The sequence below is a fragment of the Thermoflexus sp. genome (assembly GCF_042408815.1).
Classification (GTDB): domain Bacteria; phylum Chloroflexota; class Anaerolineae; order Thermoflexales; family Thermoflexaceae; genus Thermoflexus.
This window is the reverse complement of sequence record NZ_JBHOQR010000001.1, coordinates 44,313-55,856: the sequence shown is the minus strand read 5'-3', so window position 1 is coordinate 55,856 and position 11,544 is coordinate 44,313. Positions and strand designations below refer to the sequence as shown.

At 61.9% G+C, this 11,544-nt stretch carries 12 protein-coding genes and 1 pseudogene; 1 reads left to right on the top strand and 12 read right to left on the bottom strand.

Going from position 1 to position 11,544, the window contains the following annotated elements:
* The coding region (locus tag ACFMO3_RS00230; RefSeq protein WP_376788421.1) for a DNA gyrase subunit A at positions 1-461 on the bottom strand (461 nt) is incomplete at its 3' end.
* A gap of 158 nt (positions 462-619) precedes the next feature.
* On the opposite strand from ACFMO3_RS00230, the pseudogene ACFMO3_RS00225 reads away from it, so the two are divergent.
* Positions 620-841: pseudogene (locus ACFMO3_RS00225) on the top strand (nucleotidyltransferase family protein); the annotation flags it as partial.
* Positions 842-851: 10 nt separating this feature from the next.
* Here the strand turns inward: ACFMO3_RS00225 and ACFMO3_RS00220 are convergent.
* From ACFMO3_RS00220 to ACFMO3_RS00170, 11 genes are all read right to left on the bottom strand, one after another.
* Positions 852-992, bottom strand: coding sequence for a type II toxin-antitoxin system RelE/ParE family toxin (locus tag ACFMO3_RS00220; protein ID WP_376788420.1), 141 nt, complete (start codon positions 990-992; stop codon positions 852-854).
* 744 nt (positions 993-1,736) lie between these two features.
* Positions 1,737-2,915: an acyl-CoA dehydrogenase family protein gene (locus ACFMO3_RS00215; protein WP_376788419.1), complete on the bottom strand. Its 1,179-nt coding sequence runs from the start codon at positions 2,913-2,915 to the stop codon at positions 1,737-1,739.
* A 19-nt stretch (positions 2,916-2,934) separates the two neighbouring features.
* Positions 2,935-4,263 (bottom strand): LCP family protein, encoded by a 1,329-nt coding sequence (locus tag ACFMO3_RS00210; RefSeq protein WP_376788418.1) that lies wholly within the window; start codon positions 4,261-4,263, stop codon positions 2,935-2,937.
* 11 nt (positions 4,264-4,274) lie between these two features.
* Positions 4,275-4,670 (bottom strand): cytidine deaminase, encoded by a 396-nt coding sequence (gene cdd / locus ACFMO3_RS00205; protein WP_376788417.1) that lies wholly within the window; start codon positions 4,668-4,670, stop codon positions 4,275-4,277.
* 339 nt (positions 4,671-5,009) lie between these two features.
* A complete protein-coding gene (locus ACFMO3_RS00200; protein WP_376788416.1) occupies positions 5,010-5,774 on the bottom strand; it encodes an amino acid ABC transporter permease in 765 nt (254 codons plus the stop codon).
* Positions 5,775-5,811: 37 nt separating this feature from the next.
* The gene (locus ACFMO3_RS00195; protein WP_376788415.1) at positions 5,812-6,453 is read right to left on the bottom strand and encodes an amino acid ABC transporter permease; all 642 of its coding nucleotides are present in this window, start codon (positions 6,451-6,453) and stop codon (positions 5,812-5,814) included.
* A 128-nt stretch (positions 6,454-6,581) separates the two neighbouring features.
* Complete coding sequence (locus ACFMO3_RS00190) at positions 6,582-7,472, bottom strand: transporter substrate-binding domain-containing protein (protein WP_376788414.1); 891 nt, start codon at positions 7,470-7,472, stop codon at positions 6,582-6,584.
* A 188-nt stretch (positions 7,473-7,660) separates the two neighbouring features.
* Positions 7,661-8,404, bottom strand: coding sequence for an amino acid ABC transporter ATP-binding protein (locus ACFMO3_RS00185; protein ID WP_376788413.1), 744 nt, complete (start codon positions 8,402-8,404; stop codon positions 7,661-7,663).
* A gap of 80 nt (positions 8,405-8,484) precedes the next feature.
* The gene (locus ACFMO3_RS00180) at positions 8,485-9,765 is read right to left on the bottom strand and encodes a hemolysin family protein (RefSeq protein ID WP_376788412.1); all 1,281 of its coding nucleotides are present in this window, start codon (positions 9,763-9,765) and stop codon (positions 8,485-8,487) included.
* Entirely contained in the window at positions 9,766-10,434 is a 669-nt protein-coding gene (locus ACFMO3_RS00175; protein WP_376788411.1) for a response regulator, read from the bottom strand.
* Between the two features lie 19 nt (positions 10,435-10,453).
* Positions 10,454-11,347 carry a patatin-like phospholipase family protein gene (locus ACFMO3_RS00170; protein WP_376788410.1) on the bottom strand — a complete coding sequence of 298 codons (894 nt, stop codon included), beginning with the start codon at positions 11,345-11,347 and terminating at the stop codon, positions 10,454-10,456.
* Positions 11,348-11,544: the final 197 nt, after the last annotated feature.

Here is an 11,544-nt window from a genome sequence, read left to right as displayed (position 1 = left end):
GGCTCCTTCAACGAACCATCGAAATTGTCCACCCAGTCCACCGTCTCCTTCTCCAGGTCCTCCAGCAGCTCCTCCGCCATCGGCGTCAGCCGTGCCTCCGTATACCGCATCGCCGCCGGCGGATCCCCATCGATGGACCCGAAGTTCCCCTGCCCGTCCACCAGGGGATAGCGCATCGTGAACTCCTGGGCCATCCGCGCCAGGGCCTCATACACCGCCATATCCCCATGGGGGTGGAATTTCCCCAGCACCTCCCCCACAATCCGGGCCGACTTCTTGTAAGGAGCGTTCGGATGCAGACCCATCTCATGCATCACATACAGAATCCGGCGCTGCACCGGCTTCAGCCCATCCCGCACATCCGGCAGTGCCCGCGCCACAATCACGCTCATGGCATAAGAGAGATACGCCTGCTGCACCTCTTCCTGGATCTCAATCTGCTGAACCCGCTCAACCGCCATTTCGCCTCCTGAGAGCCGGAGTAGGTAGTGTCAAGTTTTTTGTATAAACAGAGGATAACGTTGCGCAAACAAGTGCTGCCGCTCTTCCCGCGCCGCCAAAGAGCCGCGCACGGCGCGCTCGCCCCAACGGGCGTTCAACCGCACCAGGTGCCAAGTGGTTGGCCCTCTTTGGGTCGGCCCTGCGAGGCCGCCTGCGGCCCGATAGCGACATTGACCTTTTGGTGGAATTCGAGCCCGGGCATACCCCGGGCTTGTTAGGAATGGCTCGCCTGGAGCAGGAACTGTCGGCCCTGTTGGGGCGTAAAGTGGACCTCTGCACGCCGAACGACTTAAGCCGGTATTTCCGAGACGAAGGGCTGCGGGAAGCCGAGGGGCAACATGTTTTTCCGTTTACAAGACCGATTCGAGTAACTCCGCCAGATCCCCGTAATCATACGGGGGACGCTTGCGAACGGCCAGTACATCGATGATTTTATTGCGCTCATCCACAGCGTAGATGATTCGCCATCGATCCATACGTAATCGCCGCACTTCTACATCGACTTCCGGCTTGTTTGACATACCCGGGCAGACGCTTGATATCTCGCCAGGCTTCGGGGTGGACATAAACCGTATAGTGGCCTATGTGAGATTCTCCTTTGGGTTACCGGAGCCGTTTCTCCCCCGCGGGACCCGCGGCCACCTAGAGTATACCGCATCCCCGCCGAGCGCCAAAGGGACGATAGACGATAGTTGTTGGACCGGGCGAAGCCGGGGTGGAAGTGGGAGCCGACGTTGGTAGAGGTGGACGGAGATGAGGTGGATAGCGATAACCCTGGTGCCCTCCTAACGGCGTCCAAGGCCCGGAAGATCCGGCCCAGCTGCTTTACCTGGCGCCGTCTTCGAACTTGAGCGCAGGGGTGCGGCCGCCTGGGGTTATTCTTGTTGGCGCGGTGGTGCGGGAGGCCGGTACGGATCGGCTACGGGCCTTGCGGCTGACAGATGGCTGGATCTCTGAGCACCCTCTTACCGGCATTGACTTGCCGATGGGTAGTCTCAAGTTTTTTGTGTAAGATGGCTTCCAGGGCCCATTTTGCCTTCTCCCGCAGAAGATCGGGTATAATACCAGGTGTAAGTTGCTCTTTCATGGCACACCTCCCGGTGATAGGGATACCCTCCCTGTCCCGGGAGGTTCCTTTTTGCCTCCCATTGTTTGCACAAAATATGATACACTACCGCCGGAGTATGAGCTGAGAGAGCATAGAAGGCACCCCTCTCAGCCAGATAGGCCTCACCTTAAACGACATCCGAGGGAAGGGGCTCCGCTTTTACGATACCCAGAATGTGGCGCGCGATCACCAGGCGCTGGATCTCGCTGGTGCCCTCTCCGATGGTCATCAGGCGGGCATCCCGATACAGCCGCTCCACCGGGAACTCCCGGCTATAACCGTAACCCCCATGGATCTGAATCGCATTGCGGGTCACCCGCTCCGCCATCTCGCTGGCGAACAGCTTGGCCATCGCCGCCGCCTGGGTGTAAGGCAACCCCTGGTCCCGCAGCCACGCCGCCCGATACACCAGAAGCCGCGCGGCCTCGATCTCCACCGCGGCATCGGCCAGCATCCACTGGATCGCCTGATAGGCGGCGATGGGCTGGCCGAAGGCGGTCCGCTCCTTCGCATATCGCACCGCCTCCTCGAAAGCAGACTGAGCCAGGCCGACGGAAAGGGCCCCGATGCCGACACGGCCGCCATCCAGCACCTGCAGGGCATACGATAGGCCCCGGCCTGGCTCCCCCAGCAGGTGATCCATAGGCACCCGCACGTGATCGAACGTCACCGCGTGAGTGGGCGATCCGTGAAGGCCCATCTTCTTCTCCGGCGGGGCGATCGAAACCCCTGCCCGATCCGTAGGGACAACGATCAGGCTGAGGCCGCGCTTGCCCGCCGCCGGATCGGTGCGGCAAAGCACCACGATGATCTCTGCGAGGCTCGCGTTCGTACACCACATCTTCTGGCCGGTGATCACCCACTCGTCTCCGTCGAGGACCGCGGTGGTGCGCACGGCGCCCAGATCGCTTCCACAGTGGGGCTCGGTCAGAGCCAGAGCGGCCAGCCCATTGCGGCCACTGGTCAGAGCGGGTAACCACCGCCGCCTCTGAACCTCGTTGCCGAACAGCAGGATCGGCGCCAGGCCCAGGCCATTGTGCGCGGCCAGGGAAAGGGCGGTCGAGCCACAGCCCCGGGCAATCTCCTCGATCGCTATCGCTGCGCTGACATGATCCAGACCAGCCCCCCCATAGGCCTCCGGCACGGTTAACCCCAGCAGACCCAGGGAGGCCCCTTTCCGGACAGCTTCCCAATTGAACTGTCCGGTTTCATCCACATACCGGGCACGAGGCCTCAGTTCCTGCTCGACAAACTCCCGAACCGCCTGGCGGAACAGCCGCTGTTCTTCCGTCAAACGGAAATCCATGGCGAGCCCTCCATAAGGTTTAACGCTCCGGGAAATCCTCACCTAGGCGGATCAGCAGATCACACGCACAGGGGAGATCCGGGACCTCCCGGATCGCTAGGAGAGAGAGGCCCAGCCATCCGGCCACCTGACGGCCGGCCTCCTGAGCCCCAGGGTGGACCAAGACCTGAGTTTCCGGATAATCGAAGCGATCCGCATTGCCGATCTCCACGATCTCCACCCCCAGCCCGCGAAGGGCATCCGCCACGCGGGTCGCCAGGCCCGGCCGCAGCGTGCCGTTCTGAACGGCGACCCGGGCCTCCAGGCGGGGCTGCTGAGGCCCGAAGAAATCCACCAGCGCCTCCTGAACCTTCTCCGGGATCCGGACCAGAACCTCCGCCCCATCGGGGGTCGTATAGGGCCGGGTCATCGAAGGGCCGATGGTCACCATGCGGATTTTCTCATCTGGGATACGAGCCGCCAGGCGGGCCAGGGCGATCATCTCCTCCAGAGTTAGGTTCGTTCGGATCCCATCCTTCACGGTTTCCCACAAAGCGGGGGCGCGAGCGATCAACGTGGGCAGCATATTCAGACGCAACACCCGATCTCGAACGGCCCGGAGCACTTCCTGCTGACGGCTCATCCGATCGAAATCCCCTCCACGCGTGGCCCGCGTCCGCGCGTATTTCAACGCCGTCCGCCCATCCAGATGCTGACATCCTGCATCGATATGGAACGGCTCATAACCATAGTGAGCATCCGGATAATGGGGATCATCAATGGCTTCTGGGACGCAGAGATCAATGCCCCCGAGGAGATCGACAGCTTTCTCGAAGGCCGTGAAATTCACCCGCACATAATACGTGGTGGGAATCCCGAAATTATAGCGGATCGTCTCCTGAGCCAGGGCGACCCCCCCGCCCGGATAGCCATAGGCGTCCCCGAGGAAATGCGCGGTGTTGATCCGGTTCTCCCCGAAGCCCGGGATCGTCACCCAAAGATCCCGAGGGATGGAGAGCACACCCGCGGAGAGCCCAACCGGGTCCAGCGTAGCGATCATGATCGTATCCGTCCGCCAGGGCCCTGCTTCCCCTTCCCGCTGGTCGATGCCCAGGATCAAGATGTTCACTCGTTCCTTGCCAGTCCACTCGGGAATCCCAATGGGATGATCCGGAGAAGTTCTCGGAGAGGAGGTGGATTCCCCACCGGCCAGGACAGGAGGGGAGATTCGCAGGGCCTCCTGGAAGGCAAGCCGATAGCTCAGCATGCCGACCCCGCCTCCCAGCCCCAGAACCAGGAGGATCCAAAGCCATCCGGGCCCGCGAAAGGGGGATCGCCGCACGACGGAAATCCGAAGTTCACGCCCCATTCCGCTCCCCCTCAACGAACAGCCTTCAGATCCCTTGGGCCGAAAGGCTCCGGGAGCAACCGGCGTAGGGATGTCTCTCGAACGGCGCCTTTTGCATCCACCAGCAGAATCCGCAGATCCGGGACGAACTCAGAAAGCACCTGACAGCATGCCCCGCACGGCGTGCCGCCGTTCTCCGTCGCAATGGCAATCGCCGTAAAACCGCGCTCGCCTTCCGAGATCGCTTTGAAGACCGCCACCCGCTCCGCGCACAATCCGAGGGGATACACCGCATTCTCCACATTGCATCCAGTGAACACCTGACCGGAGGCGCTCAGCAGGGCGGCTCCCACCCGGTAACCGGAGTAGGGCGCATAGGCGCGTTCCCGCATCCGTAAGGCCAGTTCAACCAGCGCTTGATCATCCATTGGCAATGCTCCCTGGGGAGATAGACCCATGATCCCACTCTATTCCGTAGATCAAGCCCAGCGATGCCCCCCTCGAGATGCAGAGGTTTCACCCGCATGGAATATCCGATCCTTCACAGAGCCTAAAGAAGAATTTTACAACGAGGTAGGATCCCAGCTTCGCCCGAGCTCATACGGGACGGAGCTCCCCGCTCCCCTGTCTCTTCCCTATAGCCATCCGGCCATGGGGAGGAGGGCTGGGAAACTATGCCCGATGGGGAGATTGGGGGTCCCATTTCGACGATCCACAGACACCTGGATCACGGTGGGGCTGGATCTGGACCAGAGGCCGGGGACCTCCTATCCCCGGTCGAGGCCCAGCTGGCGCTCCAGCGCGCTGGCCATACGGCCCATGGTGTAGTTGATCAGGAAGTAGATTACCGAGACCACATACAGGGTTTCCAGCGGGTTACGCTCTCCCTGGAACAGGATCACGCCCCGCCGATACAGCTCAATGAACCCGATGATAGCGCCCAGCGAGGTGTCCTTCACCAGCGTAGCGAATTGGGCAACCAGCGGGGGGAGGGCCCGACGGAAAGCCTGGGGAAGGATGACCAGGCGCATGGCCTGCCCAAACGTTAACCCGAGGGAGCTGGCGGCCTCCCATTGCCCCCGCGGCAGGGAGAGGATCGCGGCCCGCAACGCCTCGCCGTTTACCGCCCCAGTGTAGAGCCAGAGGGCAGCAATCACCGCTGCATCCGGTCGGGTGAGAGCATCGATCCCCATCTGACGGCCCAGCGCGCTTAGGCGAAGGAAGAGATAGAACATGAGGCCCAGCAGCGGCAACGCGCGGATCCCTTCGATCACCCCGATCACCGGATACCGAAGCCATGGCGGGCCGCTGTGGCGCGCCAGGGCGAAGAAGAGAGCCAGCGGGATGCTGGCCAGGATGGCGATCACCGAGGCCTCCATCGTGAGGGCGATCCCTAGAGCGAGGAACTGCCAGGTGGATAACCGAGTGAAGGGCTCAAATCGTGCCGGCTCCATCCGGAAAGCCAGCGGGATCAGGATCAGCACCATCCCCACGCCGAGAAGAGTCTGCCAGGGCCGCTCCTGAATCTGCATGCCTGCGCCTCCGCGCGTCGAACGCCTTGCCCGGGAGTTAGAACATGATCCGCAGCCGCCGCTCCATGAAATTCACAAGCCCACTTAAGGGAACCGTGATCACCAGATATAGGAGGAAAGCGATCAGCATGGGCCAATCCGCAAACGTGCGCCCGATCACAAATTCGGCCTGATACAGCAATTCCTCAACGGCAATGGCTGAGGCGATGGAGGTGTTCTTCACCAGGGCGATGAACACGGTGCCCAGCGGGGGGATCATCATCCGGAACGCCTGGGGCAGCAAGATCAGACGCACTATCTGGGGAAAGGACATGCCGAGGGAGAGGGCGGCCTCGATCTGCCCTCGATGGACGGATTGAAGGCCGGCGCGCACCACTTCCGCGACGAAGGCGGCCGTATAAACCCCCAGCCCGGCCACGGCGCTATCGAATGAAGTGGGAAGGCGGATACCCGCTTTGGGGAGCCCGCTGTAGACAAAAACCAACACGGGAAGAAGGGGGATATCTCGGAAGAACTCCACATAGCCCGCGGCGAACCATCGAAGGACCGTGACCGGCGCCACCCGCAAAACCCCAATGAGGGTTCCCAGGGCAAGGGCCACGCCCATGCTGGCCAGGGAAAGCCTCAACGTCGTCCATAGGCCCAGGAGCAGATAGTGCCAGACGTCCGCTGTGCTCATCAATGGAAGAGGCGACCTGGAATAGGATGTCGGCTGGCTCCCCAGGGAAAGGCAAGAGGCATGGCGGGCGGCCAATCCGCCCGCCATGCCTTCGGCTTCCCCATGGGTCCCCTCACCGATGCGAGCGATCAGGGCTGGCTCACCGCCCGCCAATCGTCGGGCGGGGGCTCAGGTATGGTATCGCTGGGGATCCACTTGCGGTAGATCTCCTTCCAGCGACCGGAGGTCTTCAGCTCTCGGATCACCGTGTTGACAACTTCGAGCAGCTCCTTCTCACCCTTCTTGACTCCGACGCCGTAAGGCTCCACGGTGAACCGGCCTCCCACGACCTTCCATTTGTCAGGCTCCTGGCGCACGAAACCGTAGAGGATGATATCATCGGTGGTCACCGCATCCACCCGGCCGGCGTCCATGGCCGCGACCGCTTCCGAGTAGGTATCGAAGAGCACCACCTCGATGTTCAGACCCTGCCGATCGGAGAGGTCACGGATGTTCTTCTCGGAGGTGGAGCCCTTCACCGTGCCCACCCGCTTGCCCTTGAGATCCTGCAGGCCATTGATGGGGCTGTTCTTGGGGACCAGGAGAGATTGTCCGGCAACGTAATAAACGATGGAGAAATCGATCTCCTTCAGGCGCTCTTCGTTGATGGTCATCGTGGAGGCAACGATATCGACCACCCCTTCTTTGAGGAAGGGGATGCGGTTCTTGGAGATGGCTTCTTTGATCTCCACGGCATTGGGATCCCCGAAGATATATTCAGCAACTGCCCGGCAGATCTCCACATCGAAACCCTCAACCTGATTGGTCTTGGGATTCAGATAACCGAAGGTGGGGATATCGTATTTCGTGCCACAGATGAGCTTGCCGCGATCCTGGATCTTACGCAGGAGGGTTCCTTCGGGGGCCAGCGGGGCACGGCCTTTTCGCGCTGGTGGGGCGCCGCCTGGCGCCTGACAGGCCGCCAGCAGCAGAGCCAGGATCCATCCGATCCGTAACCATCGAGAGAGACTGGAGCGCATGGGTCGCCTCCTAAAGAATAAAAATCCGAAACAGGCAGATGGGGCGGGGCACCTCCCGATGCCCCGCGGATGAAAGGGGATGGGCCGCTTCTCCGCCCGCCCACTCCCCCGGAACGCCAATGGGCTCCCCCTGTAGCCCGGTCCCCACAGCCTTCCGGACCGGGATGAGGAGAAAACCGACCAGGGCCTCAGTGGCGAAGGACCTGGCTTAGGAAGACCCGGGTGCGCTCGTGTTTGGGGTTCTCGAAAATCTCGTCCGGCGTCCCGATCTCCACGATCCGCCCGCCCTCCAGGAACACCATGCGATCCGCCACGTGGCGAGCGAAGCCCATCTCATGGGTGACCACCACCATGGTCATCCCCTCGCGGGCCAGGTCCTCCATAACATCTAACACCTCCTTGATCATCTCGGGGTCCAAGGCGCTGGTCGGCTCGTCGAACAGCATGATCTTCGGTCGCATTGCCAGACCCCGAGCGATGGCCACGCGCTGCTGCTGGCCCCCGGAAAGCTGAGCCGGGTAGGCACGGGCTTTCTCCGGGATGCCCACCCGCTCCAGCAGTTGCATCGCCAGCCGTTCCGCCTCGGCCCGCGGCACTTTCTTCACATGCACGGGCCCCAGGATGATGTTCTCCAGCACCGTCAGATGCGGGAAGAGATTGAAGTGCTGGAAGACCATGCCGATCTCCTGGCGGAGCCGGTTGACGTTGATCTTCGGATCATGGACAGGGACGCCATCCACCCACAGCTCTCCAGAGTCGATAGGCTCCAGCCGGTTGATCGTGCGGATGAGCGTGCTCTTCCCGCCCCCGCTAGGGCCGAAGATCACCACGACTTCCCCTTCATAAATATCCAGGGTGATATCTCGCAGAACGTGGAGGCTCCCAAACCACTTATTGACCTTTTGGAACGAGATGATCGGCCGTCCTCCCATGATCCGCTTCTCCGTCTCGAATCTTTGGAAAAAGCCATCCCTCCGGTGAGGCCATGGATCTCCAACACGCGTCCCGCTGATCAAGGGTGAGACGGGCTTTCATGTATCTCATGCGCCTGAGGCTCCAGCCGGCGGATCCGGATCTTACGGATGCGACGGCCGATGACCTCCTCCACCCGGAACTCCAGTCCCTCGTCCGTAAAGGTTTCCCCTGCCGCCGGAATGTGCCCCAAGCGTTCATAGATATACCCGGCGAGGGTGTCCGCCCCTTCCGTCGTTAAGGTTACCCCTAGCAACTCCCGGATCTCATCCAGGTCCACCCGCCCATCGAAAAGATAGGTGTGCGCATCGATGGGCAACACCAGGGGTTCCTCCGAGCGGTCGAATTCGTCCTGAATCTCGCCCACAATCTCTTCCAGAATGTCCTCAATGGTCACCAAGCCAGCCACCCCACCGTATTCGTCGACGACGATTGCCATGTGAACTTTGCGCTGCTGCATTTCCCGAAGGAGATCCACAATGCGTTTGCCTTCAGGGACGAAGTAAGGCGGACGCAATAGCTCTTTCAGTGAGGCTTCCCGAACCCCATCTCGCATCAGGCGAAGGAGGTCCTTCGCATACAGCACACCAACGACACGGTCGATGGTGCCCTCATACACCGGGATGCGGGAGTAACCCGCCTGGAGGATCACATTGAGCGCTTCGGAGAGGGAGGCCGTCACAGGGATCGCGACCATATCCGGTCGGGGGACCATGATTTCCCCAACGACGGTATCATGGAGCTCAAAGATCGAGACGATCATTTCTTTCTCCATGGCCTCAATCGCTCCCCCTTCCTCTCCGGCATCCACCAGGGTGCGAAGTTCGGCCTCATCGATGACCGGGATCGCTTGCCCTTCGATCCGGGGCCCTGCGCGCCGGGCGAGATAGCGCAACGGGCCCGTCAGCCATCGCAATGGCATCAGGGTCAGCGCGCCCGGGATGGCCAGCGCTTCGGCATAGCGCTGGCCCATGGCCCGCGGCCAGTATTCCCATGGGCCATGCAGAAGCCAGGCGAGGATCAACCAAAAAAGAGGCATCCCCAGGGAAGGCCCTGAACGATGGAAAATCCAGAAGGTCCCCCAACCAGCCACCGCGAGATCCAGAAAGAGAAGCCCCAGCTGCAGGCTTTGCCATCGGATCGCGCTATCCTCGGCCAGCCGCTGCAGCCATGCCGCCAACCAGCGCCCCTCCTGAGCCCATGCCCGGCGTTTTCCCTCTGGAAGGGCCAGGATCGCGGCCTCCGAGGCCGTGATCCAGGCCCGCAGCATCAGGCCGGCCAGCACGACCAATCCGAGGATCCAGGCGCTCCTTCCTTCCATTTAACCCAGCCCCTCATCCAGGTAAGCTTTGATATTGTGCTCCACGGCGTAGGCAGCCGCCTCCGCACGGTTCGACAGCCCGAGCTTGCTGAGGATGCTACTCACATAGTTCCGCACCGTCCCCTCGCTGAGAAAGAGCGTCTGGGCGATCTCCCGATTCGTCTTTCCTTCGGCGATCAGGGCCAGCACCCGTAGCTCCTGTTCGGTTAGATCCTTAAAGGCGGATGCCATGGCACTGCGCCGTGCTGACCGCACATGTCGAAGTAGACGAGGTGTCATCGAAGGATCGATCAGGGCTTCCCCTCGGGCCACGCGTTCGATGGCCGTGATCAGCTCATCGCTGCCGATTTGTTTCAGTACATAACCGGAAGCTCCTGCCTCAATCGACTCGATAAGCAGCTCATCCTCCGCATAGGAGGTTAGCATGATCACCCGGGTTTCCGGAAGTGCCTCGACGATCCTCCGTGTGGCTTCGATACCGCTTCCACCGCGCAGGCGGATATCCATCACGATCACATCCGGCCGATGATCCATCGCTTTCTGAACAGCCTCATCCGCCGATCCAGCCTCCGCCACCACCCGGAAGTCCGGCCGCCGTTCCAGCAGCGCCCGCAAACCCACGCGCACCACCTCATGGTCATCGACAATCATGATCCGTACCGTCCGCATTCCCAATTCCCTCCCGAATTCATGCGCCTTGAGGTAGAAGCCGGCGCATCCAGCGCGGACAGGCTAGGGCCTGCTCCAACCCGGCAAGAGCCGCCCGCGCGGCCCGCTCTCCCCGCTCCAAGATCTCCGGTGCCAGATCCAGAGCAAACACCGGGATATCCCCAGTAGGTACACGGATCAATCCGTCGGGCGGCGACTGCGCCAGGCGGGACTCTGTGATCCATCGCGCCATGATTCCCACGGAACAGAATACGACCTCCAGGGTCCGACTCCAGCGCGCCCGGCGGATCAACCATCGGATCAGCAAGGGGCCAGGCAGCTCCTCCGGGAAACGGCGATCGGTTCGACCGGGTTCCACCCACGATAGGTCCACGCCAATCACAAAGGTGGCTCCCAGCGCCCGAGCGACATCCACGGGCAGAGGGTTCAGCACTCCCCCATCGACCAGACGTCGCCCCTCCCACCCGACCGGCGGGAAGACGCCGGGAAACGCACTGGTGGCCAACATGGCCTCCACCAGCGGGCCCCGATCGATCCAGATTTCCTCCCCAGTATCCAGATCCACGGCCACAGCCGCAAAGCGAATAGGAAGATCTTCAATCCGGACATCTCCCACGGCTTCCCGCAGGAAGCGAGCCCAGCGGTCCGTTCCAACCAGGGCGTTCCCGTTCGGATCCGGTTTCATAAACATCCGCCATCCGATCCGATGGGCCAACGCCTCGATCGCTTCCGGCGAAAGTCCTGCGGCGAACAATCCCCCCACGATCCCGCCCGCGCTGGTGCCGGTGACGATCTCGGGCCACCAGCCTGCCTCCACCAGCACCCGAAGCACCCGAATATGCGCGAATCCCCGCGCCCCTCCACCGCTCAACGCGATCCCCAGCCGATGCGGGCGCCGGATCCTCCAGCGCATCAGGGCGTTCCTCAGCATAACGGGTCCCTATCTGTCTGCTGCTCTGGAAAGGCGTAAGAGGCCCAGGGGAGCGCCGAAGGCGCTCTCTCCCTTCCCCCATTGCCCCGGGAAGGAAAAACATCCGCTTTCCCCGTTCCAGCTTACCCTCGTAGACTTATTATAATTTGAGGACCGAACGAAAGTGAGGCCGAGGAAGG